Genomic DNA, 24,573 nt, shown 5'->3' on the forward strand with positions numbered 1-24,573 from the left:
CCCGGCCAGTGGCTCCAGACGGGCTCCGGTACGTGGGTGCAGGTCGACGCGGTCAGCGCCTGGACGCAACAGGCAGCCGTCTACAACCTCACCGTTGACACGGCGCACACGTACTACGTGGCGGCGGGGAACGCGCCTGTCCTGGTCCACAACTGCGATCATGTCGTCCTCGGAGTCGGCAAGCACTCTGACGCGCTGGCAAGGAAGATCGGGGGCCGGACGTTCAACAAGGGCTTCAACCCGGACAACGACTACGACAAGCCGCATCCGGACGGTGACGGCGCCCCGGAGTGGATGGTCGGAGTCAGCAACGCCATCAGGGACAAGAACACGCGCCTGTCGATCTCACTGGACGGTATCGACGGAGCCGAGAGCGGAGACCATGCGCTGTCGATGCTGCTGGAGCGAGGAATCCCGACCTTCCGCAAGGGTTGGAAAGAGGGAGTGAAGAGCGGGTATCAGACGGCCTGGGAGATCGGCAACGTGAGAATGGCAGTTATAACGGGGCAGCGGAAATACGACTCGATCGAGTGGTACTGGAAGGGGAGGAGCTATACCCCCACTCGCCCCGACTGGGCTGACTGACAAGGAGTGTGTGATGGCTGACCGTCGGGCCGAGGGTGCTCCGGCACCAACCGCGATTGACCGAACCCACTACCCTGATGTCGCCGTGGCTGGCGGTCTTGTTCCGGCGCTGCGGCAAGCGGCATCCAGGCAGGGGATTGACATCGGACCTCTGGTCGCTGGCGATGGGCGTGGTGCCCTGATTCGGGCCAAGGCGGTGACGCAACGGGGTGTCTTTCTTGTTTCCGCCGACTCCACCGAGGAGCGAATGTTCGACATCACCATTTGGGCACCCGGTGTCCACCTGGGGACGGGCGGTTCCGGAGACCTGGACGCGGTAGCCGTTGCGGTGCACGACTGGAACTCGGGAAGATCGGTGGGAGAGATGAGTGGTGCCTGGCCGTTCATCGAATTCGACCGGCTTGCGGAGGCCCATCTGGAGGGGCACGCGGTTGCCACTGCGTGGAAGTTGATGCGTGAGCGCGACCCGGGAGTCCGGCTTGCCGACCCGGAGCTGACCGAGGCTGCCTACGCCGAGCCCCGGCTGCGGCAACTGTTCCCTTTCCCCAGCCATGGCTGGCTCCATTTCAGCCGGGCCACGCGCGACCCGTTCACCAACGATCTGCCCATGATCGGCCCCTTGGAGCACGGTTGGCGCGTGTACGCTCCGGACGCCTCCACCCTCGGCGACGTGAGAACGGCGGCAGAGGCGGCAGCGCTTGCGGCGGCACACCTGCCTGACGGCTGCGGTCCGGCGTTCGAGGGGCGCCTACCACAGGAGTGACGTACGACAGGCGAAGTGGGCTGAGGGGCGTACCGCCCTTCACTGCCTTTGCATCGCCGCCGTCGCGCCGTGCTCGCCGTCGCCGCCGCGGCGGCGCCCCTGCTCGCCGCCTGCGGGAACGAGCCGCATCCAGGCGCCGCGGCCGTGGTCGGCGGAACCGGATATCGAGGTGGCCGCGCTGCAGCCTGAGGTGAAGGATGTGCGTGCTGCTCAGGCCTCGCAACAGTTCGCGAAGCTGACCCAGAACACGGGCAGCTGAGCCGGGACAAGTGATCCTCGACCGGGTCCCGTGCTGATGGCCGCAGGCAGCGGCAAACCCATTGAGAGGGTCGAGGAAGGCGACGAGGTCAGAAGGTCACCGACACGATCGAGGGCAAGGGCGAGAAGAAGCTCGTCAAGCTCACGGTCGACACGGACGGCGACCAGGGCGAGGCCACCGACACCATCACCGCGACCGCCGGCCATCCCTTCTGGGTCCCGGACCTGAAGAAGTGGCTCAAGGCGGGTGAACTGAAGCCCGGCCAGTGGCTCCAGACCGGCTCCGGGACGTGGGTGCAGGTCGACGCGGTCAGCGCGTGGACGCAGCAGGCGGCTGTCTACAACCTCACCGTCGACACGGCGCACACGTACTATGTGGAAGCCGGGGACACCTTCGTCCTGGTCCACAACTCCAGTCCGACCAGTGGTACCCCGGCATGCGGCACGCAGCTGCCGTTGTTCATCCTTCGCGATGGCGAGATCGCCTCGCCCGCGCAAATGGCGGCGAGTTCGGGCGGGCCCACTGCCGGTAAGCGAGTTCCCTCGTCCATCCGCAATCAAATGGTCCGGAAGGCGCAGGCGGAGAACGACAGTGTTCTCACGTGCTGGAGGTGTGGCCAGACAACGAAGAATCCCGCCAATGTGCAAATAGGGCATGTCAACGTCCCGCGCTCCAAGGGCGGAAACCTGACGGAGGGAAATCTCTGCATCGAGGGCATGGCCTGCAATGGAAGCGCGCAGGATCGAGGTGCGCCTTCGGTGGGAATGTCGTGCGCTGAGAGAGGAAGCTGTGGAGCCCCGAGAGGAAGATCCGATTAACGGGCGATGTGACACTCTTCTCCTGGATGTCGAGTCCGATGACGGAGTGAAGGCCCAGGAGAGGGTGAAGGTGATGCCACTGGGAGATGACCGGTACAAGGTCTTGCTGTCTCCGGGATTTTTTCAGGGCATTGCTGCCGGCGATGAGATCAAGCTCGCGCACGAGCCCCCGCGAGTTGACATCCTTGCGCGAGGTGGAAACGTTTGCGTGCAGTGTTTCCACCAAAGCGTTTCAATGGAAGCGCTCGACGAACTCAAGCGCGGAATCTCGCAACTCGGTGGTCGAGTTGACGGCGAGCTTGAGAACCTCGTTGTATTGACGATCCCGGTCTCTGCAGGATTCGAAGCCATCGAATCAGTCATGGCAAATTTGCCGGATCAGGGAGTCGAGTGGATGTATGGAAACGTCTACGACCCCGACAGCGGCGAACCGCTTGGATGGTGGGAATAGGGATATTTCTGTTTGTCGTCGGCCATCGGTTCCGAGTAGTACTTATTTCCGATACAGTCGGGCGCCCGGCGCTTTGCCTACGTGGAGCAAATGCGATTTCAAGGCTGAGGAATGCTACAGCGGGCGATACGTCCGGTATTTGCCCTTCAGAGACGAGGCGGCGGCCTCAGCGATGTCGGGGCGGGGGCCTGCGGCGCAGTTCTCGAGGAAAGCGCGTACGCGGTTCCCCGGCCATCCGGCGGCAGCCGCGGCCGGCCAGAAGCGCAAGCCGTCGTGGGCATCGAGCGGGATGAGGAAGTCGAGGATGTGGTCGATGGTCGCGGGGTCGGGAACCGCGCGTTGCATGGCGACGGCGCGCAGGGCGCCGTCAGCGAGTGAAGGGTTCCCGCTGTCGAGGCACCATCGCAGTGGGACGGCAATGCCCTCTACTGGCGCGCGTAGCCGAACGATCGCGTCTCCCACGGCAGTGTGGACCATGGGGACTTCAGTCCGATGCTGGGTGAGTTCGCTCAGGTACGGGACCGCCGGTTGGTAGCCGCATGCCCCGATGGCCATGATGAGCTGATACTGCGTTTCCCAGGCCCCAAGATCTTGCATCTCCCGCTGGAGCGCACGTAGCAGAGGTGAGCCGGCGGCCTCGTCGGCGAGCGCGCGCAAGCGCTTCGCAGCCGTGCGGCGTTTGGCAGCAGAGCTCGCGTCCAGTTGGGTAACCGCCTCGTCCAGTGTCAGCATCCGCAGTCCTCCCGATCTCGATCGGCAGAGTAACGTCCCAGTTCGATATTGGTCAGGTTCCACCCCTCCAAGAAACGTGCGGCGACAGTGAGGCAGGAGTGCTGGCGGCCGGCAGTGCTTCGATGTCGATACCAATGAAGATTTCTCTGATTCTTTGGTAGGTCGTCAACTGCAGGCCGCGTGCGAGGAATACGGTGACCAACCGCTGTCGGCTCTACGCGGGTTCATGGCGGAATGGACTTGGGATGGTCGCCCACGGAGCGGCTGGAGAACAGATCCCGTCTCAATCTCGCCGAAGGCCCTGGCCGCCGACGTTGGCATCGGTTCCGTTGCTCGGCGTGACGAAGGGCAGTCCTGGACGGAGGCGTGCGCTTCGAGGTGGCCCCGCACGTCGTGCAGGTCGGCAGCGCCGTGGAGACCGTCTCCGAGGCGGTGGACCGGGGTGCGCTCTGGGAAGGCGTCAAGACAGTCGGCAACGTCGTCGGCGAGGTCACCGGCTTCAACGACATCAAGAACTGCGTCACCAAGGGCGACATGGAGGCCTGCGCCTGGGCGGCGGCCACGGTCGGCGGAGTCCTGCTCGGCGGCGCCGGCGCGGCGGCCGTGCGGGCGGCGAAGGCCGGCCGGATGGCGGCGAAGGCGGCCAAGTACGCGGACGACATCGCCAAGGCGGCGGAGAAGACCGAGGACATCGCCGACAAGATCGAGACCGCGGTCGAGTGCACGAGCACGGCGATGGACGTGGCCTCGATGACATCCGCCAACAGTTTCGTGCCGGGCACGGAAGTCGTCATGGCCGACGGCAGCCACAAGCCCATCGAACAGGTCGAGGAAGGCGACGAGGTCCTCGCCACCGACCCGACGACGGGCAAGACGTCCAAGCAGAAGGTCACCGACACGATCGAGGGCAAGGGCGAGAAGAAGCTCGTCAAGCTCACGGTCGACACGGACGGCGACCAGGGCGAGGCCACCGACACCATCACTGCGACCGCCGGCCACCCCTTCTGGGTCCCCGACCTGAAGAAGTGGCTCAAGGCCGGCGAACTCAAGCCCGGCCAGTGGCTCCAGACCGGCTCCGGCACGTGGGTCCAGGTCGACGCGGTCAGCGCCTGGACACAGCAGGCAGCCGTCTACAACCTCACCGTCGACACCGCGCACACGTACTACGTGGCGGCGGGCGAGACGTCCACCCTCGTCCACAACTGCGCCGCGGGCAAGGGCACCCGAGGCAACAAGGGCAAGTTCCAGCCCACGATCACGGTTCACCGGGCCCAGGGCAACTGGAACATGGACGACCGCATATCGGAAGCCACCGGCCTGCGGTACGAGGCGGCAGACAGGGCGACGGGCAAGGCGAAGTCCCGTACCTACACGGCCGCCGTGCACAAGAAGACGGGGGACATCGCGGTGGGTTGCTCGGGCAACGGCAGCTGCGCCGAGCCGAACATCCTCGACCACACAGGCTGGGATGCGGACGACGTCATCTTCACCAGGGCGATCCGACGGGAGGACTTCGACGACGGGAACGGCAAGATTCTTCAGGAGAAGGAGATCTGCACGACCTGCCAGGGCAACTATCCCCCGGAGAACTTCGTCCACAGTGTCATCTACGACCCTGAAGGACCATGGATGATCGGGAAGTGATGAGGGCATCGATCCTGGAACTGCGACGCCACGACTGGTCCGCACTGCGCTGCGGCTGCGGGCAGTCGGGTGCGCATCTGACGGAGGCCTTCAGGAGGCTGCTGGACGCCCGGAGCACGCAGGAGACGATCGGGCACACGCTGGAGAACCACCTCGAGGTGCAGAGCATGCTCTTCGAGGTGGCCCCCCATGCCGTTCCGGTGATGCTCACGGCGCTGGGCGAGGACCTGCATGACTCTGTCAGGAGACACTTCCTGGGGATGCTGGAGTACCTCGTGACAGGGGAGTCGCATCGAAGCGAGATCGAGGCCGGTCGCCCCGATCTGGAGGAGCAGTGCGTTGCCGCGGTGCGCGAGGGCATCTTGGTGCTGTACACCGAGGCCGTGTCCGGGGACGCCGAGGCTGCGTTCGACATCCTGGAGTTCGTGGACGAGGACGAGGACCGGCTGGAGTACTACCGACAGGCGCTCTCCCGGAGGGACGGGAAGGCCGGCAAGGGGCAAGGGTGACGGGAACGCGCCCAGACGCAGCTGCTGGCAGGAGCCCGCAAACCGGGCTTGTACTGCATGCGTTTGAGGCGTGTGCGGGTCGGCGTGGCCAGTTCATCGATGCTGCACGGACAGACGGGCGCTTGGTCGGGGACCTCCGGGACTTTCTTTGCGTCATCGGAGAGGCGGTCAACGGTCCCGGCGGATACTTCGGCCGGAGTCTCAGTGCCTTGGCCGACTGCTTGGGCGGAGACTTCGGAGCTACCGCTCCCTTCACCCTCAACTGGCGGTACTCGTCCGAGTCACGTGAGCGTCTGAAAGGGGACTTCGGGAGGGTCATGGACGTTCTGAGCCGCTGCGACGTCCGGCTTCTCTAGCCCCGTCCGCGTGAGTGAGGTCGCTGCCGGACACAGGGAGATCATGAGGACGTCACTGCTTGAGCTCGCACGCCATGACAGGGCAGCACTCCGCTGCGGCTGCGGGCAGTCGGGTGCGCACTTGACAGAGACGTTCGCCAAGCTGCTGGGCGCCCGGAGCGCGCAGGAGACGATTGGGCACCTGCTGGACAACCATCTTGAAGTGCAGAGCTTCGTTGACGCGGACAAGGACCGGCTGGAGTGCTACCGGTCCGCCCTTGCCGCGCGTCTTGGGTGAGGGATGAGGAAGACCTCGGTCCAAGTGTCTCCGCATCAGTGGCCGTGAAGTGGTTCTCCGAGGAAGTCTGTCCGATCGGCCCCTATGCGGTCGAATCGATCCCGGCACAGAGGTCGACGCCGTCAGCGCCTGGACACAACAGGCGGCGGTCTACAACCTCACCGTCGACACAGCGCACACGTAATACGACGTTGTTCCTCTTGGCCCGCTGACCACCGTCGGAGTCTGCTCAATGGGCTATGAACGCGCTCTGTCTGCGTGGCGTGCACTACGAAAACGATCGCCGCCAGCGTCTCCCGGTCGCCGGCACGACGCCGGCCACCTCCCTGCGGGCGCCGGATGACCGTCTCCGGAACCACCCGCCTGAACAGTTCCCACAACTCGTCAGGCACCGTAGGGCAGAACTGGACACGTCGACGCCCGACGGGTAGATAAGCATGCGAAGCCTCTGGTGGATGACGGTTCTCTTGGTCGAAAACCCATCTACCAGGGGCTTCACCACATTGTCAGCCCAACCACCCTGTCACTGTGGCAGGTTGGAAGAAGCTCATGTGCTTTCCCGCACTCCCGGTCAACACCCGTTCGCTCCCGGTAAAGGTCTATAGACCCGTGAATGCTTCAGACCCGCACGTCAACGCCTTCGCCGAGATCTTCGGCGATCCGCCGGCCGACTACGCCGTACCTGTCGACTGGGCGGCAGTCGAGTCCTGGTTGGGGACGAGCCTGCCCGCCGACTACAAGGCCATCGCCGCCGCGTACGGCCCACTCGACATTGGCGCCTGGCTCTGGCTTCACACGCCATGCGTGAACCGCGGCTGGTTCGACTATGGGGCCTGGGTCCAGCAGAGTCGGCGTGACGCCCCCGGCGGCCTTCCCTTCGGCGCCACCCGTACCGCCGATACCCTCTACTGGGACACCACAGCATCCGACGACCCCGACCAGTGGCCGGTCGTCATGCACTGTCAGGACGACGAGAACGCGGGCCGCGACCCCTGGCGGCGCTTCGCGACCCCGCTCGTGCCGACGCTGGCCCGGCTCGTGGCCGACGGCATGCGCCCGGTGGCCGCCCGAAGTGGCATGCAAACCGACCTGGAGCACACCCCGTGGACACCGCCGCCTCGGCGGCCGGAGCCAACTGCTCAGCAGCGGGCGGCGCTCACCACAGGCAGCGGGCTGGAGACTTTGATCGCACTCGTTCCGCCGCCGGAGACACCCGCGCTCGGTAAGCACAACTGGGACTGGCTGTACGAACGGCTGGGTACACGTCTGCCCGGCGAGTACGTACGACTGATGGAGCGGTACGGGGCCGGCACCTGGTGCGGCTGGCTGCGCTTCAGCATCCCCTTCGGCGAGGACCAGTACGCGCTCACACCGTGGGCCGAGTGGTACGCGGAGACCTACCAGGAGCAGCGAGCCGAGTTCCCTGAGTATCATCCCCTGGCTGTCTATCCCGAGCCCGGGGGATTCCTGCCCTTCGCCGACTCCATCGACGGCGACCAACTGTGCTGGCTGACCGAAGGTGCCACGCCGGACGACTGGCCATTGATCGTTGTACCGCGCCATGCCGACCAAGGCCCACCGCTCAACACCGACCTCACCAAAACCCTGCTGGAGTGGCTGCGCGGCCGGTTCGCGACCGAGGGCCTACCCCGGCTCGGACGCCGCGACGAGGACCCCCTCGACTACCTCGAATTCGAGCCCTACGACGCAGAACCAGCCGCTGATGACCAATGATTCAGCGCCGCATCGGTCGAGTTGCGGGATCTGAGGTGTTCCATCATCCGCCTCACCACCCTGGTTCAGGCCGTCCTCACTTGCGTCTGACCAGGTCAGACCAAGGATGAAAAACGATGAGTGAGTCGCTGAGGCGCTGCGGGCCCACGGTGCTCAGTGCGCTCAGCGTTGCCGGGTGGACAGCGGGGCGCCAAATCGCCACTGCGGATTGGACACGGCACTGACAGCGGCGGGGTTCGAGCTCAACGGCGCGGCGCCGGGGATCTGGGCGGAGTTCGGCGGGCTGAGGATCGTGAGCTCCCCGGCTCGCGTCCCCGGCTCGTCACTACACATAGACCCCGTTGACGCCTGCATCGACGCAGTCGCAGAAGCCTCCAGGCTGCGACGTAGATACGCAGAGAATTACAGCCCTCTGGCATGTGGTCGGTCCAGTACAGGTCATACATCGCAGCAAGCGGGCGCGTCATTGCCGTAGGGCCGAATGTCCTCTGGCACCTGGGTGCAACCTTCGCAGAAGCGCTGGTTTACGTAGTGGATGGCGACGGTGGTGCCGATCGTACGGAGCGGGCAGACTGGCTCGCCAACCGTCTGTGAGTCAGTCCCTCGCCTACTGTCTGTAGGCGCTCACCCACGAGTGCGGTGATCTCGCTGTGGCTGGTGTGCTTACGCGTCGGAGCCGTCCTGGACAGGCCCGTTCACCGGGCTGAGCCCGCAGCTGTACGGAGCTTCCCTCGTGCCCACGGGAGGCCGGTCAGGGAGGCGGTGGCGGAAGCTGGCCGACGGAGACCGTCAGCGGCCAGGCCTGGCGACGAATAGACCGTTCTGCCCAGCGCACGAGCGGCTCTCGCTTTCGAGGGAATACTCACCTGGCCTTTGACGCCGTTGGCCGGTGCAGAAGCGTCATTCGCTCCACATCGCGCAGATCTGCCGTCTGGGGCCGCTGATGCATGTGTAATCTGGCAGGAGTTGGTCGGGCCGATCTCCGCAGCACTTCGGAGAAAGCCTCAATGGTGTGACGACGATTGAGGCTTCCGTCCTTAAGCCGGTATCTTCAATGCAGCTATGAGGGCGGCGAGCGGCCCGTCGCCGGTGGTGAGAATGGTTTCCGGGTCATCGCTTTCACGAAGGAAGATCGTTCCGTCGGAGGCGGTGGCGAGGTAGACACAGGCGGAGCCTTCTTCACTGTAGGAGGACTTCTGCCAGTTCTGGTCGGTCACGATTCGTCCCTCAGATATCTAGAGCGATGCGGCGGATGAGGTCGCGGGAGGCGTCCAGCTTCAAAGCGACTGCCTCCATACGGTCCAGCACGAGGCGATACTTCTCCAATTGCCCGGCGGCGTCGACGAGTTCACTACCGTGAGCGGTGTCCACCTCCACGGTGTCGAGTGCTGGCACAGGACCGTGGAAGTAGTCAACGGCGTGGCCTGTGGTGGGAAACGACGTGCCGTTGAACGGGATGATGCGGAGCGTGATGTTGGCCTGCTCGCTGACCTCGGCCAGGTGGTTGAGCTGGGTCTTGGCCACCTCGCGTCCGCCGAACTGCATCCGCAGAGCGGCCTCGTGAACGATCGCCGTGTACGGCGGTGGCTGCTCGCGGAAAAGGATGGCTTGGCGCTTGATGCGGTGGGAGATGCGGTACTCGATCTCATGCGGGCGCAGCGCCGGAACCGCCTCGCGGAACAGTGCGCGGGCGTGTTCTGGTGTTTGGAGCAGGCCGGGGATGTTGATGACCTGAGTGACCCGCAGGGCGGTGGCGTGGTGTTCCAGCTCCGCCAGGTCCAGGAGCCGGGGCGGCAGAGTGTCGCGGTACTCCTCCCACCAGCCGCGTGTGCGGTCCGCCGCCATGCCGGCAAGCGCGTCGACCAGGGGTTGGTCCGTGCAGCCGTAGATGTGCGCCAGTGTGCGCACGCGTTCCGCGCTGACGCCGAAGCGGTTGGCCTCGATGTTGCTGATCTGTGCCTGAGTGGTGCCCAGGGAGCGGGCGGCCTGGGCAGCGGTCATGCCCGCGCGTTCCCTCAGACGGCGCAGCTCGATGCCGATGCGGAGACGGCGTGCGGTGGGGACGTTTCGCGGTGCCATGTCGCTCCATTTCGTACACCTGGTGCGGCTGTCACTCACACGAGGTGAATCCCTGAAGCTTTTGCTGATGTGTGCAAAACCTTCAGGGATTGCAGTCTACGGTGAAGACCAAGCCGCTCACAGCCCCACCGATAAGCCGGAAGCCCTGGCCGGGCCATCGAGCGAACCAAGTCCCCCACCGCAGGAGGCGTTCATGGTCACCGTATCCCCGTCGGAGTGCGAAGGGGTTCCAACTTGGGCGTACGCCCTCCAACTGCCCCACGACCCGCGGGCCGCGCGCATTGCCCGGATCACCGTCCGTGCCGTTCTCGCCGGACACGGCATGGCTCAACTCCAGGACACCGCCGAACTCCTGGCGACCGAGCTGGTCACCAACGCGTACCGGTACTCCAGTGGCCCCGCCGCCCTCCGTCTGCGCGGCCTCGGCGGCAGCCGGCTGCGGGTGAGCGTCTGGGACACCAACCCCTACGTCCCGCCTCCCTTCGACAGGCGGTCCGGGCCCGCCGTCAGCCCCGTACCGGCCGAGGCCGACGGTGGACGCGGGCTGTTCCTCGTATGTCATTACGCGGAGGCCTGGGGTGGTTATGCGCTCGGCGACGACCTTTTCGGGCGGGGCGGGAAGCTGCTGTGGTGTGAGGTTGGGGTACCCGCCGCGCATCGGGCGGCTGCGGCGTGAGCGGGGCGGCTGTCACCGGCCGGCGCTATCGTGGATCAGGCGACACGCTCTGTAACCACTGGAGGATCGTGGTGACCATCATGACCGACCGCCCTCCGGCCATAGACGCACCTCGGACGGGGTCATTCGAGGAGATGCTCCGCATCGTCGAGGAGCTGGACACACCTGCCGGCTACAAGGCCGAGCTCATCCGGGGGAAGATCGTCGTGTCGCCGTGGTCGAAGTTGCGCTACTTGCGTCCCATGCGAAGGCTGCGTGCGCAGGTGGAGGCTCACGCGCCCGACGGGCACATCACGGAGACCTCGCCCTTCCTCTTCGTCTTCCCGCCCTCCGAGCGCGGCTACGGGCCCGACCTCTTCGTCGCCGACGAATCCGCCTTCGACGCCGACGGCCGCCACGCCGACGGTGCCGCCCTCTCCCTCGTCGCCGAGCTGACCTCGGACTCCACCAAGGACGTCGACTGGCTCGACAAGATGGAGACGTACGGGCGGATCGTGCCCGTGTACCTCCTGCTCGACATGCGGGTGGGGGAGATCAACGTTCTCTGGGACCCGTCTCCCAAGGGGTACCGGTCCCGGACCAATGTTCCCTTCGGGCGGCCCGTGCGCATCCCCGCCCCGTTCGACTTCGACCTCGACACGTCCGGGTTCGCCGTCCCGGAGGACGAGAGCGCCGCGGACGAGCAGAGGTGAGGGACGGGGAGGGGTCCGGCCCGGTTTGACCCCCGGAGGGGCGCCCCCGTAACCTTGACCGTCGGCGTGTCCAGAGACGTGCCACATCCCCGTAAACCTCTTCCTCCCGGGTACCGGTCCTTCGGTGGCCGGGAGAGGCCATCCGTGTTCATGCCCGGGTGGCTGGACTGCGGGGGTGCCGTTCCCGAGCGAGAGAGTGAGATCCGCGTGTACGCCATCGTGCGCAGCGGTGGTCGCCAGCACAAGGTTGCTGTCGGCGACATCGTTGAGGTTGACAAGATTTCCACCGCCAAGGTTGGCGACACGGTCGAGCTCTCGACCCTGCTCGTTGTCGACGGCGACGCTGTGACCAGCGACCCGTGGGTGCTGGCCGGCATCAAGGTCCAGGCCGAGGTCGTGGACCACCACAAGGGCCAGAAGATCGACATTCTGCGCTACAAGAACAAGACCGGCTACCGCCGTCGTCAGGGCCACCGCCAGCAGTACACGGCGATCAAGGTCACTGAGATCCCCGCGGCTGCGAAGTAAGGGACTGAGGAGACATGGCACACAAGAAGGGCGCATCGTCCACCCGGAACGGTCGCGACTCCAACGCCCAGCGGCTCGGCGTGAAGCGCTTCGGCGGTCAGGTCGTCAACGCGGGTGAGATCCTGGTCCGTCAGCGCGGCACCCACTTCCACCCGGGCTCCGGCGTGGGCCGCGGCGGCGACGACACGCTGTTCGCGCTGCAGGCCGGTGCGGTGGAGTTCGGTACCCACCGTGGCCGCAAGGTCGTGAACATCGTTCCGGTCGCCTGACCCGAGCGAGTCGTTCGATCTTTTCGCGAGGCGGACCTCACTTCCCGTACGGGAAGGCGGGTCCGCCTTTCGCTTGTTGACCAAGCAGTAACCGAGCAATACCCGTACTCCCCCGGTCTTCGGCCGGGGGGACCCCCAGGAGGCACCCACCATGACCACCTTCGTGGACCGCGTCGAACTCCACGTCGCCGCGGGTAACGGAGGTCACGGCTGTGCCTCCGTCCACCGTGAGAAGTTCAAGCCGCTGGGAGGCCCCGACGGGGGCAACGGCGGGCGCGGCGGGGACGTGATCCTCACCGTCGACCAGTCGATCACCACGCTGCTCGACTACCACCACTCCCCGCACCGCAAGGCCACCAACGGCAAGCCCGGCGAGGGCGGCAACCGGTCCGGCAAGGACGGTCAGGACCTCGTCCTGCCCGTGCCGGACGGCACCGTCGTCCTCGACAAGGCGGGCAATGTGCTGGCCGACCTCGTCGGACACGGCACCTCCTTCGTCGCCGCCCAGGGCGGTCGCGGCGGCCTCGGCAACGCCGCGCTCGCCTCCGCCCGCCGCAAGGCGCCCGGGTTCGCGCTGCTCGGTGAGCCGGGGGACCTGCGGGACGTCGTCCTGGAGCTGAAGACCGTCGCCGACGTGGCGCTGGTCGGCTACCCGAGCGCGGGGAAGTCCTCCCTCATCTCGGTGCTCTCCGCCGCCAAGCCGAAGATCGCCGACTATCCCTTCACCACCCTCGTGCCCAACCTGGGTGTGGTCACCGCCGGGTCGACCGTCTACACCATCGCCGACGTCCCCGGTCTCATCCCGGGCGCCAGCCAGGGCAAGGGGCTCGGCCTCGAGTTCCTGCGGCACGTCGAGCGGTGCAGCGTCCTCGTGCATGTACTGGACACGGCCACGCTGGAGTCCGACCGCGACCCCGTCTCCGACCTCGACGTCATCGAGGAGGAGCTCAAGCAGTACGGCGGGCTCGACAACCGTCCGCGCATCGTCGTCCTGAACAAGATCGACGTACCGGACGGCAAGGACCTGGCGGAGATGGTGCGGCCGGATCTGGAGGCGCGTGGTTACCGCGTCTTCGAGGTGTCCGCCGTCGCGCACATGGGGCTCAAGGAGCTGTCCTTCGCGCTCGCCGACCTCGTCGCCAAGGCGCGGGCCGCCAAGCCGAAGGAGGAGGCGACCCGGATCGTCATCCGGCCCAAGGCCGTGGACGACGCCGGCTTCACCGTCACCCGCGAGGAGATCGGCGGCGAGCCGCTGTTCCGTGTGCGGGGCGAGAAGCCCGAACGCTGGGTGCGGCAGACCGACTTCAACAACGACGAGGCCGTCGGCTATCTCGCCGACCGGCTCAACCGCCTCGGTGTCGAAGAGGAGTTGATGAAGGCGGGCGCCCGGTCCGGTGACGGTGTCGCCATCGGGCCCGAGGACAACGCCGTCGTCTTCGACTGGGAGCCGACCGTGACCGCCGGTGCCGAGATGCTCGGCCGCCGCGGTGAGGACCACCGCTTCGAGGCCCCGCGGCCCGCCGCCCAGCGCCGGCGTGACCGCCAGGCCGAACGGGACGAGGCGGCCCAGGAGTTCGAGGGCTTCGAGCCCTTCTGAGTCGACCGACACCCCTCAGACCCGTTGCGGCACGCCCCGCAACGGGTCTCTCTTTGTCCCCCTGCTTGTCATGCACGCGAGCTGTTGCGTTCAGCCCGCTGACCAGGTGGCCATGCCACCTTCCTTGTGTCCAAGGCCTCGGCGACACAAGGGAGTTCACGGATGGCCACGGCTCCGAAGGGCACCACTTCCCCTGACCGCCGCCGCTTTCTGACCGCCGGTGCCGCCGTCGTGGGCGCCGCCGCCTCCGCCCAGCTGTGGGTGCCCAGCACCGCACGGGCCGCCGGGACCGCGCTGCCCTCCGGGGTGTTCAGCCTCGGCGTCGCCTCCGGGGACCCGCTGCCCGACGGCGTCGTCCTGTGGACCCGGCTCGCCCCGAAGCCGCTGAGTGGCGGCGGTATGCCCAACCAGGTGGTGCAGGTCGAGTGGGAGATCTCGCCCGACGAGCGGTTCCGCAGCGGGGTCCGCCGGGGTGTCGCCCCGGCCCGGCCCGAGTACGGGCACAGCGTTCACGTGGACGTACGCGGGCTGCGCCCGGGCCGTACCTACTGGTACCGCTTCCGCGCCGGCGGGCAGCTGTCCCGCGTCGGCCGGACCCGGACCGCGCCCCCGCCGCTCAGCTCCGGCGGCCCGCTGCGCCTGGCGCTCGCCTCCTGCCAGAACTGGCAGCAGGGCTACTTCACTCCGTACGCCGACATGTACGCGCAGGATCCCGACGTTGTCCTGTTCGTGGGGGACTACATCTACGAGTCCTCGCCCTCCGCCACCGCCCTGCGCAAGCACGAGGGGAGCGGGGAGCCGTACAGCCTCGTCCAGTACCGCAACCGGCACGCGCAGTACCGCACCGACCCCGACCTGCAGCGGATGCATGCGCACGCGCCCTGGGTGGTCACCTTCGACGACCACGAGGTCGACAACGACTTCGCCGGGGAGATCCCGCAGGATCCCTCCAAGCAGTCGCACGACGCGTTCGTGGCCCGGCTGACGGCGGCCTACCAGGCGTACTACGAGCACATGCCGGTCCGGGCGACCGCCATTCCCAACGGGCCGCACATCCGCATGTACCGGCGCTTCCAGTTCGGCCGGCTGGCCCGGCTCAACGTGCTGGACACCCGGCAGTACCGCAGCGACCAGGCCACCAGCCAGGCGGGCGCCCAGAACCCCGCGCTCACCATGCTCGGCGCCGAGCAGAAGCAGTGGCTGCTCGACTCGCTGCACGGGTCCACCGCCCGCTGGAACCTCGTCGCCTCGCAGATCATGATGGCCGAGACCGACCTGCTGGCCGGCCCGGGCAAGCAGTGGTTCTACGACGCCTGGGACGGCTACCAGGTCGAACGCAACGCCCTGCTGGGGGAGTTCGCGAAGGTCCGCAACCCCGTCGTGCTCACCGGCGACCGGCACCTCACCATGATCAGCGACCTGAAGCGGGACTTCGCCGACCCGTCCTCCGCGGTCGTCGGCGCCGAGTTCGTCGGCACGTCCATCTCCAGCAACGGAGACCAGGACCAGGCCGCCTTCCACGCGCAGTGGGACCCGCTGAAGGCCGACAACCCGCACTGGAAGCTCATCGACGCCCACCGCGGCTACCACCTCTTCGACGTGCGCCACGACGCCGTCGACGCGCAGGTCCGCGTCGTGGACACCGTGCTCAAGCCGAAGGCGACGGCCCGCACGCTGGCCAGGCTGCGGGTGACGGACGGCAAGCCGGGCGTTCGGCGCGTCTGACGGAAAACGACGGGAGAACGACAAGAGAACGCTGGAGAACGCGGGAGAACGCGAGAGAACGACGGGAGGACCCTGGGACTCATCAAGTCCCAGGGTCCTCTCAGCGCCACCTCAGGAAATGCACGTAATCCTGATGCGTAATTGTGTGGTAATGGCCTCGCGCATATGAAGAACGCGTGCATCCCCGCGTCGCGGGACGTGAAGATCCTCACTCCCCGGCGGCGCTCGCCGCAGCTCCGACGCCCCTGCGCTGCTTTCCCGTCACTCTCGGCAATCCCATACACCCTGTGGAGTTACTCACAGGATTTAGCGAGAGCATCCGAGGAAGGTTCACCCCGTGTCTCGCAATCAGCAGCAGCGCAAGGTGAATGGCAGGTAGCGCGCACATATGCACTGAAGGGCGCTCACCTTGCATCGCGGTTACCGCAAGTGGGACCATTTCCTCGTTCCCTGTCGCCCCAAGGTAGGTCACCTGTGTCCCAGCACATAGCCAAGCCCCGTACCACCGCAGTGATCCTGGCCGGTGGCACCGGTCAGCGGGTGGGTCTGTCGATCCCCAAGCAGTTGCTGAAGATCGCCGGCAAGGCAGTCATCGAGCACACCCTGACCACCTTCGAGAAGGCCGACTCCGTCGACGACGTCATCGTGCTGATGGCGCCCGGCTATGTGCCGGACGTCGAGAAGATCGTCGCCAAGGCCGGGTTCAGGAAAGTATCGCGGATCATCGAGGGCGGCTCCACTCGGAACGAGACCACCGAGCGCGCCATCGCCGCCCTGGGCGAGGGCCTGGCCGAGGGCGAGGACCTCAACGTCCTCTTCCACGACGCCGTACGCCCCCTGCTCTCGCAGCGCGTCATCGACGACTGTGTGGCCGCGCTGGAGCGTTACCAGGCCGTCGACGTCGCCATCCCCTCCGCGGACACCATCATCGTCACGCGCACGCACGGCGAGGACGGCGAGTTCATCACCGAGATCCCGGACCGCTCCCGGCTGCGCCGCGGACAGACCCCGCAGGCGTTCAAGCTGTCGACGATCCGCCGGGCGTACGAGGTGGCCGCGGGCGACCCCAACTTCCAGGCCACGGACGACTGCACGGTCGTGCTGCGCTACCTGCCGGACGTGCCGATCCACGTCGTCGCGGGTGACGAGTACAACATGAAGGTGACGCAGCCGGTCGACGTCTTCATCGCCGACAAGCTCTTCCAGCTGGGCTCCACCGCCGCACCCGAGCAGGTCGGCGAGGACGCCTACCGCGACCTGCTCACCGGCAGGACCCTGGTGGTCTTCGGCGGTTCGTACGGCATCGGCAAGGACATCGCCGAACTCGCCGAGTCCTACGGCGCGAAGGTCTACGCCCTCGGCCGCTCCACCACCGGCACGCACGTCGAGAACCCGGAGGAGGTCGACGACGCGCTCTCCAAGGCGTACTCCGAGACCGGCCGGATCGACTACGTCGTCAACACCGCGGGCGTGCTGCGCATCGGCAAGCTCGCCGAGACCGACAACGCGACCATCGAGGAAGCGCTGAAGGTCAACTACCTGGCCCCCGTGCAGATCGCCCGTTCGGCCTACAAGTACCTCGCCGAGACCAAGGGGCAGCTGCTGCTGTACACCTCCAGCAGCTACACCCGCGGCCGCGCCGAGTACAGCCTCTACTCCTCGACCAAGGCCGCCATGGTGAACCTCACCCAGGCCCTGTCCGACGAGTGGGCCGGCGACGGCATCCGGGTCAACTGCATCAATCCGGAGCGCACGGCGACGCCGATGCGCACCAAGGCCTTCGGCCAGGAGCCCGCGGGCAGCCTGCTGTCCTCCGAGGCGGTCGCCCGCACCTCCCTCGACGTGCTGCTGTCCGAACTGACCGGGCACGTCATCGACGTCCGTCAGCAGGACCCGACGGCCGACGCCAGCCGCGCCTCCGGATTCGAGCAGGCTCTGGCCGGCGTGCTCGACCGTCAGGACGGCGTGGCATAATCACCCGCAAATAGCCATTGGTATTCAGGCCTCTGTGGCTCCAAGTTTACGGAGTATTCACAGAGGCCTGAATCCGTAAAATTCCCGAAACTTCCCACAAGGGATTTTTCTGGATTTTCCGGACTTTCCGGCTGCTAAGACCTTTATGACCGGCAACCCTCCCAGAGCAGGTTCCTCCGTGATAAGCACCGCTATTCGCGTCGCCCGGGTGGGCAGCGCGGCCGAGCTGGCCGCGGCGGCCCTCATGACGCTGGGCTACCCCGGCCTCATGCTGGCCGCGCTCGTCCCGAGCGTCCCCGCCTTCGCCGCCGCGGCCGCCGTGACCTACCTTGCGGACCTCTATCTCCACCGCAAGGGCAGCTACCTCATCAGCCTCCTGGGCAAGGTGAGAGCCGGTCTGTCGATGCGCTTCCTGCTCCGGGAGCTGCTGCTGATCCTGCTGCTGGCCAGACTCGGCCTCTCACAGGAGCCGGTCTTCTACGCGGCGATCGCCTGCTTCACGATCTTCTTCGGCCTGCAGGCCCCGCACGGCGCGCTGGTGACCCTCATCGGCAACCGCCGTCAGATGCCGGTCGTCACCCGCAACGTCGACCTGGTCTCCCGGCTGCCCATCCCGGACGCCCCGCCGCGCCGCCTGCTGAGCCGGGCCGGTGTGAAGATGCTCCACCTGGACCTCGCGGCCGTCGTGGGCCTGCTCGTCTGCGCCCTCGCGGACCTGGACCTCGCCGGCTTCGTCGGCGTCGGCGTCACCCTGGGCCTGGGCGTGCTGTACGTCGTCGCGCTGGCGCCGTACCTGCGGGCCAAGCGGATCCCGCCGAAGGCCGACAAGGTCCTGAAGACCGTCAGCGCCTGGCTGCGCGAGTACCGTCCGGAGACGGTGCTGTACTTCTCCGGCTCCGCCGACTCCGCGTACCAGGTCAACATGTGGCTGGAGACCATGGAGCAGCTGGACTCCCGTCCGCTGATCATCCTGCGCGAGCGCTACATCCTGGAGAAGATGGCGCCCACCACGGTGCCCGTCATCTGCGTGCCCGGCGGGGTGCACCTGATGAACATGGACCTGTCCATGGTGCGGGTCACGTTGTACCCGGCGAACGTCGGCAAGAACATCCACATGCTGCGCGTCCCCACCATGAAGCACGTCTTCATCGGCCACGGCGACAGCGACAAGCTCGCCAGCGTCAACCCGTTCAGCAAGGTCTACGACGAGGTGTGGACCGCCGGACGCGCGGGCCGCGACCGCTACGCCATCGCCGACGTCGGCATCCGCGACGAGGACATCGTCGAGGTCGGCCGCCCGCAGCTCGCGCCGATCAAGCCCGGGCAGGGCGCGCCCAAGGACAGGATCCCGACGATCCTGTACGCGCCCACCTGGGAGGGCTGGGACGACAACCCGGGCAACACCTCGCTCCTGCTGGCCGGCGAGAACATCGTGAAGAAGCTGGTCGCGGCCGAGCCCCCGGTCCGCGTCCTGTACAAGCCGCACCCCTTCACCGGCACCCGCAGCGCCAAGGCCGGCGCCGCGCACCGCCGGATCACCGCCCTCATCAAGAAGGCCGCCGCCGAGCGCGCAGCCGACTCCCGCTTCACCGCGGACCCGGCCGCCCAGGCCAAGGCCAAGGCCGAGCTGACCCGTCTCAAGGCCCGCCTGGACGCGCTGTCCCTCGCCTTCGACGAGAAGGCCGACGAGGCCGTGACCAGCCGCGACGGCCTGGTCGACATGCGCAAGCACGAGGAGGCCGCCCGGCTGCGCGCCGAGTGGAACGACGCCTACTGGCGTTCCTTCCCCTCCTTCCAGCACCGCGTCATCACGGGCTCCGAACCGCGCCTGTACGACTGCTTCAACGCCTCCGAGGCGATGGTCTCCGACATCTCCAGCGTCGTCTCCGACTTCATCGCCAGCGGCAAGCCGTACGCCGTCACGGACTCGGCGGAGCTGGGCGTGGAGGAGTTCAAGCGGCAGAACACCGCCGTGCGTGCCGCCGTGATCCTCAGCAACAGCGCCGCCGAGCTCGACCAGCTGCTGGACGCCGTGCGCGACCCGGCCGCCGATCCGCTGGCCGAGGACCGCAAGGAGCTCAAGGAGTACCTGCTCGGCCCCGACAAGCCGACCTCCATCGAGCAGTTCAACACCGCGGTCGCCGACCTCGCACTGAAGGCCGAGGCCCGCAACGTCGGCCAGGCCTCCCGGGGCGCCCTGGCGGTCGACGGGACGGAACTGGCGGAAGCGGAAGACGTGACGACGGCGTGACGACGGCCTGATGCCGCCCGGCACAGCACGGGCGTGACCCCCGCAGCTACGCCGTCCGGCTCGGCCCCTCGGCTCGGCTCCCGGAGAGAGATCTCCGGGAGCCGAGCCGTTTCCGTTGCTTGTGATGCGGCACACATGCACGAAGGGCGGTAACGGAGGCAACCCCTTTCTGTAATCCTCCGTCTATCGGAACGTCAGACCATTGACGCGTGGGGAAACGTGCGTTACGAGGGGGAAGAGTGACCCTGGCGGAGCCTGATGTCAGCGTGATCATCGGGGCCTACGAAGCGATGCCGTATCTGGTCGAGTGCCTGGCATCGGTCGAGGCGCAGTCGATGGACCCGGCGCGTATCGAGGTCATCGCGGTGAACGACGGCTCCCGGGACGGCACCGGGGACTGCCTGGACGAGTTCGCCGCCCGCGCCCCCATGCCGGTCACGGTCATCCACCAGGAGAACTCCGGCGGCCCCAGCGGCCCGCGCAACGTCGGCCTGGCCAAGGCCACCGGCCGCTACGTCTTCTTCCTCGACGCCGACGACCGGCTCGGCCCCGAGGCCCTCGAACGCATGGTCGCCATGGCCGACAAGAACGGCACGGACGTGGTCCTCGGCCGCGTCGAGGGCATCAACCGCAAGCCGCCCCAGTCGATGTGGGGCAAGACCCTCGACCGTACGGACGTCTTCTCCTCCAACATCAAGTTCACGCTCAGCGCGCAGAAGCTGTTCCGCCGCGCGCTGCTGGAGCGGCACGGCATGCGCTTCGACGAGTCCCTGTGGACCGGCGAGGACGCGCTGTTCACGATGGAGGCGTATCTGCGGGCCGACGGCGTCTCCGTCCTCGCCGACTACACCTGCTACTACCTGGTGGGCCGTACCGACGGCAAGCACGTGACGAAGAGCGGCAGTTACACCCTGCGCTTCGACTCCGCACGCGCCCTGATGGAACTGCTCGCGCGGATGCTCCCGCCCGGCGCCAAGCGGGACGTCCTCATGGTCCGCCCCTTCCTGGTCACGGTCCTCCCGCAGTTCGGCCCGGTGTTCCTCCGCAACGACGAGGAGATCCGGCGCACCAAGATGGAGCTGGCCAAGCCGCTGATGGACGCCTACTGGAACGAGGGCGTCGCCCACCGCCTCCGCGTCCACGAACGCCTGCGGCTGCACCTGGTGGCCCAGCAGCGCCCCGATCTCCTCGCGGACGTCATCGAGTTCATCAAGGCCAAGACCGCGCCCACCCCCGTCCTGGAGAAGCGCGGCACCCGCCTCTACCTCGCCTACCCCCACTTCCGCTCCAAGCCGGCCGGCATACCCGACCGCGTCTACCTCGCCGAACCCCGCGAAGCCAAGGCCTACCCGGGCTGGCGCCAGGGCTCGACCGAGTCCTTCCTACGACGCGCGACGCGCAAGATACGCCGGACGCTCTCACAGCGCAGGACGACACCGAGAAGCGCGACGGCGGCGTGAGGTGGCGGGCCGGGGCCGCGAGGCCGACCGGCGGCGTGAGCTGACCGACCCGGGCGTGAGACCGGCATGAGCTGACTGACAAAGGGGCGCGGGACTGTATCGATGTGCGGCTCCGCCGCGCGGGCGCGACCAGCCACCCACAACCCGCACCCGGCGACGAACAGCACCCCCTACGGCGCCGCCCCACACCCGCCCGGCGGAGCCTACTTCTTCAGCGCCCGCCGCAGCGGACCCCCCACCACACGCCGGGCCCGCCGATAGATCGACGGAGTCGGCAACGCCGCCTTGGCGGCCGCGGCCTTCGCCACCACCCTGGACTTGGCCAAGTCCCGCTTCAACTGCGCGTTGTGGTTGTCCAGCTCGACGATGCGCTGCTGCAGCCACCCGAACCGGCTCGTCAGGGAGGCCAGATCGACGTCGTTCCACGGCCGCACGCCCGCCGGGAACGACAGCGACCGCAGCTTCTTCTCGAAGGCCTCGCCGCCGTCGCCGTGCGTGAACGTGTTCTCCAGACCGTTCTTGTCCAGGAACGCCGTGAAACGGTCGAAGCGCTCGCGGTGGTTGCCGCTCAGCGCGCTGAAGTCGGCCTCCTCGTACAACTCGGCCGGGTCGAGCTCCGCGGGCACCTCGCTCAGCAACCGGTGCGGGATCTCGAAGTAGCGGCACAGCTCCAGCGTGCGCGAGTCGAAGGCCAGCACGGTCGCGGGCGTTCCCGCCAGCAGCGCCGCGATGTTGCCGTGGATGCGTGAGCCGAACGAGTAGTCGAAGTCCCGCAGGTCGTCGATCCAGGTGACCGGATCGATGTACACGCGGACCTTGTCCTCCCGGTACATCGGGTGGTCGGGGTGGGTCGGCATCTCGGTGATCTTGCCGGCCGGGGAGTCCACGTCCCGCCAGTGCAGCTGCTTGGCGTCGGTGAGGTTCTGGCCGATGTAGCGCAGGTGCGGGTACTGCGCGTGGGCCCGGGTGATGATCTTGTGCAGGCCGCCGCCGCGCACGGCGGTGTGCGAGCCGTTCACCGCGACCCGCGACTGCGGCGTCAGCGCCGCCGCCCGCTTCTCGATGGTGAGCTTGTCGCCGTACATGAACATCGACGGGCAGCCGATGACCTCGACGTCCCGGAAGCCCATGTCGTTGAGGTACTTCTCGGTGAACTCGCCGCGCACGCCGATGGACGCGCTGTGCTCCAGCACCGCCGCGCAGAAGGCGCGCACGCTGGGCTCCATGGGCTTCAGCCGCGCCGGGTCGTAGGTCACCCCGGTCTGCGCGCCGACACCCAGCACCACCACCGGGATCTTCAGCTTGCCGATCAGCCGGGTCAGCCGCTGCAGCGCCGCCTCGAACGACGGCCGGAAGGCGTTGGCGAGCGGGACGACGAAGGCGTCGTACTCCTCGTTGATCCGCCCGGCCGCGGAGACGTCGGTCCGCATGCCGTTCGAGTCGACCTCGGCGTCCGGCGTGGTGAGGATCTTGTGCGCGGCGTCGCTGAAGATCAGGTTGCCGGAATTGGTGGCGATCACGTCGCGGTGGAGGGCTTCCTCGACGGGGATGACGTCGAAGGGGCTCTTCCCCGATCTGAGGAGTATGCGCTTCACAGAGCGAACCTTAAGTGACACAAACTTCAAAATAAATTTTGACTCTCTTCAAGTTCCATGTGAAACCGGCACAACCTTTTTGCCGTATGCAAACGGTCAGCAAACAGCTACGCCGTGTGACTGTCCGGGGACTGAAACCCTCGCGCGGCCTGCGCCCCCGTTCGCGTAGATTGCCTGGTGGGGAGTTCGTGACCTACCTGAGGGGACGAAGAACAAGGTGGCAGGGGCAAGGCAGGCCGTGCGCGAGGCCCGCAGGATCGTCGTCAAGGTGGGTTCTTCGTCACTGACCACCGCCGCGGGCGGCCTGGACGCCGACCGGGTCGACGCGCTCGTCGACGTCCTCGCCAAGAGCCGCAGCGGGGGAGAGAAGGAGATCGTCCTGGTCTCCTCCGGTGCCATCGCCGCCGGCCTCGCCCCCCTGGGCCTGCGCCGCCGCCCCAAGGACCTCGCCCGCCAGCAGGCCGCCGCCAGCGTCGGGCAGGGCCTGCTCGTGGCCCGCTACACCGCCTCCTTCGCCCGCTACGGCGTCCGCGTCGGCCAGGTGCTCCTGACGTCCGACGACATGAGCCGCCGCGCCCACCACCGCAACGCCTCCCGCACCCTCGACAAGCTGCTGGCGATGGGTGCCTTTCCGATCGTGAACGAGAACGACACCGTCGCCACCGACGAGATCCGCTTCGGCGACAACGACCGGCTCGCCGCCCTAGTCGCCCATCTGGTCCATGCCGACCTGCTCGTGCTGCTGTCCGACGTCGACGGCGTCTACGACGGCGACCCCAGCAAGCCGGGGACCTCGCGGATCGCGGAAGTGCGGAGTCCCGAGGATCTCGCGCACGTCGAGATCGGCAGCGCCGGCAAGGCGGGCGTCGGCACCGGCGGCATGGTCACCAAGGTCGAGGCCGCCCGGATCGCGGCCGCAGCCGGCATCCCCGTGGTCCTCACCAGCGCCGTCCACGCAGCCGACGCCCTCTCCGGCGGCGACACCGGCACCTACTTCCACGCCACCGGCAAGCGCTCCGCCGACCGCCTGCTGTGGCTCCAGCACGCGTCCACCCCGCAGGGCTCGCTCACCCTGGACGACGGGGCGGTCCACGCGGTCGTCGAGCGCCGCAAGTCGCTGCTGCCGGCCGGCATCGCCGGAGTCGAGGGCGAGTTCAGCGCGGGCGACCCCGTCGAGCTGCGCGACGGCCAGGGGCGCGCGGTGGCCCGGGGCCTCGTCAACTTCGACGCCAAGGAGATCCCCCAGCTGATCGGGCGGTCCACCCGCGAACTGGCGCGGGAGCTGGGCGCCGAGTACGAGCGGGAGGTTGTCCACCGGGACGATCTGGTGATCCTGCACCCCTAGGTCCAGGGCTCCTGCACCCCTTAGGTCCAGGGCTCCTGCAGCCCTGGGACCAGTGCTTGCGCCCCTGGGGCCAGCGCTCCTGCAGCCCTTGGCAGCGCTCCTGCAGCCCTGGGGGCCAGTGCTCCTGCACCCCTGGGTCCGGTCGAACGACCGCTCCCGGACGGGCTCGAACGTGCCGTACCGGTGGGGGACGTTCCGTGAAACCGCCCCACGGAGCCGTGCGGCCTGCTCAACTTTGTCCTTGGGACACATCC

At 67.4% G+C, this 24,573-nt stretch carries 23 protein-coding genes and 2 pseudogenes; 20 read left to right on the plus strand and 5 right to left on the minus strand.

Going from position 1 to position 24,573, the window contains the following annotated elements; translation table 11 throughout:
• The 5 genes and pseudogenes from IE263_RS18215 to IE263_RS18230 form a co-directional block, all read left to right on the plus strand.
• Nucleotides 1-585 (plus strand): polymorphic toxin type 27 domain-containing protein (locus IE263_RS18215; RefSeq protein WP_229911038.1); only part of this gene is annotated, 585 nt, incomplete at its 5' end.
• Between the two features lie 13 nt (nucleotides 586-598).
• Nucleotides 599-1,348: a DUF6193 family natural product biosynthesis protein gene (locus IE263_RS48605; protein ID WP_229911039.1), complete on the plus strand. Its 750-nt coding sequence runs from the start codon at nucleotides 599-601 to the stop codon at nucleotides 1,346-1,348.
• Nucleotides 1,349-1,396: 48 nt separating this feature from the next.
• Nucleotides 1,397-1,601, plus strand: a pseudogene (locus IE263_RS48610) (SurA N-terminal domain-containing protein); the annotation flags it as partial.
• 113 nt (nucleotides 1,602-1,714) lie between these two features.
• The gene (locus IE263_RS50025) at nucleotides 1,715-2,425 is read left to right on the plus strand and encodes a polymorphic toxin-type HINT domain-containing protein (RefSeq protein WP_189938303.1); all 711 of its coding nucleotides are present in this window, start codon (nucleotides 1,715-1,717) and stop codon (nucleotides 2,423-2,425) included.
• The gene (locus IE263_RS18230) at nucleotides 2,397-2,876 is read left to right on the plus strand and encodes a DUF4265 domain-containing protein (RefSeq protein WP_189937693.1); all 480 of its coding nucleotides are present in this window, start codon (nucleotides 2,397-2,399) and stop codon (nucleotides 2,874-2,876) included. The genes IE263_RS50025 and IE263_RS18230 overlap by 29 nt, the downstream gene beginning before the upstream one ends.
• A 114-nt stretch (nucleotides 2,877-2,990) precedes the next feature.
• On the opposite strand, the gene IE263_RS18235 is transcribed toward IE263_RS18230, so the two are convergent.
• Nucleotides 2,991-3,608, minus strand: a complete 618-nt coding sequence (locus tag IE263_RS18235; RefSeq protein ID WP_229911040.1) for a HEAT repeat domain-containing protein — start codon at nucleotides 3,606-3,608, stop codon at nucleotides 2,991-2,993.
• 366 nt (nucleotides 3,609-3,974) lie between these two features.
• On the opposite strand from IE263_RS18235, the gene IE263_RS18240 reads away from it, so the two are divergent.
• The 4 genes from IE263_RS18240 to IE263_RS18250 all read left to right on the plus strand — a co-directional run bounded on the left by IE263_RS18240 (nucleotide 3,975) and on the right by IE263_RS18250 (nucleotide 6,394).
• Entirely contained in the window at nucleotides 3,975-5,252 is a 1,278-nt protein-coding gene (locus IE263_RS18240) for a Hint domain-containing protein (RefSeq protein WP_229911041.1), read from the plus strand.
• On the plus strand, nucleotides 5,252-5,761 hold the full coding sequence (locus tag IE263_RS48615) for a hypothetical protein (RefSeq protein ID WP_229911042.1): 510 nt from the start codon (nucleotides 5,252-5,254) through the stop codon (nucleotides 5,759-5,761). Before IE263_RS18240 ends, IE263_RS48615 begins: the two co-directional genes overlap by 1 nt.
• Nucleotides 5,758-6,117 carry a barstar family protein gene (locus tag IE263_RS49520; RefSeq protein ID WP_308430624.1) on the plus strand — a complete coding sequence of 120 codons (360 nt, stop codon included), beginning with the start codon at nucleotides 5,758-5,760 and terminating at the stop codon, nucleotides 6,115-6,117. The genes IE263_RS48615 and IE263_RS49520 overlap by 4 nt, the downstream gene beginning before the upstream one ends.
• A 121-nt stretch (nucleotides 6,118-6,238) precedes the next feature.
• A complete protein-coding gene (locus IE263_RS18250; protein WP_189937697.1) occupies nucleotides 6,239-6,394 on the plus strand; it encodes a hypothetical protein in 156 nt (51 codons plus the stop codon).
• A 269-nt stretch (nucleotides 6,395-6,663) separates the two neighbouring features.
• Here IE263_RS18250 and IE263_RS18255 read toward each other — a convergent pair.
• A pseudogene (locus IE263_RS18255) lies at nucleotides 6,664-6,786 on the minus strand (IS5/IS1182 family transposase); the annotation flags it as partial.
• Nucleotides 6,787-7,003: 217 nt separating this feature from the next.
• Between IE263_RS18255 and IE263_RS18260 the strand changes: the two are divergent.
• On the plus strand, nucleotides 7,004-8,128 hold the full coding sequence (locus IE263_RS18260) for an SMI1/KNR4 family protein (RefSeq protein WP_189937699.1): 1,125 nt from the start codon (nucleotides 7,004-7,006) through the stop codon (nucleotides 8,126-8,128).
• Between the two features lie 1,037 nt (nucleotides 8,129-9,165).
• Here IE263_RS18260 and IE263_RS18265 read toward each other — a convergent pair.
• Together IE263_RS18265 and IE263_RS18270 are read right to left on the minus strand one after the other, a co-directional pair.
• Nucleotides 9,166-9,345 carry a DUF397 domain-containing protein gene (locus tag IE263_RS18265; protein WP_189937701.1) on the minus strand — a complete coding sequence of 60 codons (180 nt, stop codon included), beginning with the start codon at nucleotides 9,343-9,345 and terminating at the stop codon, nucleotides 9,166-9,168.
• Between the two features lie 10 nt (nucleotides 9,346-9,355).
• Complete coding sequence (locus tag IE263_RS18270; protein WP_189937703.1) at nucleotides 9,356-10,207, minus strand: helix-turn-helix domain-containing protein; 852 nt, start codon at nucleotides 10,205-10,207, stop codon at nucleotides 9,356-9,358.
• 193 nt (nucleotides 10,208-10,400) lie between these two features.
• On the opposite strand from IE263_RS18270, the gene IE263_RS18275 reads away from it, so the two are divergent.
• The 9 genes from IE263_RS18275 (at nucleotide 10,401) to IE263_RS18315 (ending at nucleotide 21,379) form a co-directional block, all read left to right on the plus strand.
• Nucleotides 10,401-10,883: an ATP-binding protein gene (locus IE263_RS18275; protein ID WP_189937705.1), complete on the plus strand. Its 483-nt coding sequence runs from the start codon at nucleotides 10,401-10,403 to the stop codon at nucleotides 10,881-10,883.
• A gap of 134 nt (nucleotides 10,884-11,017) precedes the next feature.
• Nucleotides 11,018-11,575: a Uma2 family endonuclease gene (locus IE263_RS18280; RefSeq protein WP_229911043.1), complete on the plus strand. Its 558-nt coding sequence runs from the start codon at nucleotides 11,018-11,020 to the stop codon at nucleotides 11,573-11,575.
• A 207-nt stretch (nucleotides 11,576-11,782) separates the two neighbouring features.
• Nucleotides 11,783-12,103, plus strand: coding sequence for a 50S ribosomal protein L21 (gene rplU / locus IE263_RS18285; RefSeq protein ID WP_004931419.1), 321 nt, complete (start codon nucleotides 11,783-11,785; stop codon nucleotides 12,101-12,103).
• Nucleotides 12,104-12,117: 14 nt separating this feature from the next.
• Nucleotides 12,118-12,372: a 50S ribosomal protein L27 gene (rpmA, locus tag IE263_RS18290; RefSeq protein WP_189937709.1), complete on the plus strand. Its 255-nt coding sequence runs from the start codon at nucleotides 12,118-12,120 to the stop codon at nucleotides 12,370-12,372.
• 151 nt (nucleotides 12,373-12,523) lie between these two features.
• Complete coding sequence (gene obgE / locus IE263_RS18295) at nucleotides 12,524-13,969, plus strand: GTPase ObgE (protein ID WP_189937711.1); 1,446 nt, start codon at nucleotides 12,524-12,526, stop codon at nucleotides 13,967-13,969.
• Nucleotides 13,970-14,131: 162 nt separating this feature from the next.
• A complete protein-coding gene (locus IE263_RS18300) occupies nucleotides 14,132-15,694 on the plus strand; it encodes an alkaline phosphatase D family protein (protein ID WP_189937713.1) in 1,563 nt (520 codons plus the stop codon).
• Nucleotides 15,695-16,168: 474 nt separating this feature from the next.
• Nucleotides 16,169-17,668 carry a bifunctional cytidylyltransferase/SDR family oxidoreductase gene (locus tag IE263_RS18305; RefSeq protein ID WP_189937715.1) on the plus strand — a complete coding sequence of 500 codons (1,500 nt, stop codon included), beginning with the start codon at nucleotides 16,169-16,171 and terminating at the stop codon, nucleotides 17,666-17,668.
• Nucleotides 17,669-17,846: 178 nt separating this feature from the next.
• Nucleotides 17,847-19,919, plus strand: coding sequence for a hypothetical protein (locus IE263_RS18310; RefSeq protein WP_189937716.1), 2,073 nt, complete (start codon nucleotides 17,847-17,849; stop codon nucleotides 19,917-19,919).
• Between the two features lie 239 nt (nucleotides 19,920-20,158).
• Nucleotides 20,159-21,379 carry a glycosyltransferase family 2 protein gene (locus IE263_RS18315; RefSeq protein WP_189937718.1) on the plus strand — a complete coding sequence of 407 codons (1,221 nt, stop codon included), beginning with the start codon at nucleotides 20,159-20,161 and terminating at the stop codon, nucleotides 21,377-21,379.
• A 203-nt stretch (nucleotides 21,380-21,582) separates the two neighbouring features.
• Here the strand turns inward: IE263_RS18315 and IE263_RS18320 are convergent, their stop codons facing one another.
• Nucleotides 21,583-22,974: a polysaccharide pyruvyl transferase family protein gene (locus tag IE263_RS18320; protein ID WP_189937720.1), complete on the minus strand. Its 1,392-nt coding sequence runs from the start codon at nucleotides 22,972-22,974 to the stop codon at nucleotides 21,583-21,585.
• Nucleotides 22,975-23,212: 238 nt separating this feature from the next.
• On the opposite strand from IE263_RS18320, the gene proB reads away from it, so the two are divergent.
• A complete protein-coding gene (gene proB / locus IE263_RS18325) occupies nucleotides 23,213-24,319 on the plus strand; it encodes a glutamate 5-kinase (RefSeq protein ID WP_189938309.1) in 1,107 nt (368 codons plus the stop codon).
• Nucleotides 24,320-24,573: the final 254 nt, after the last annotated feature.

This window comes from Streptomyces aurantiogriseus (assembly GCF_014649375.1).
GTDB classification, from domain to species: domain Bacteria; phylum Actinomycetota; class Actinomycetes; order Streptomycetales; family Streptomycetaceae; genus Streptomyces; species Streptomyces aurantiogriseus.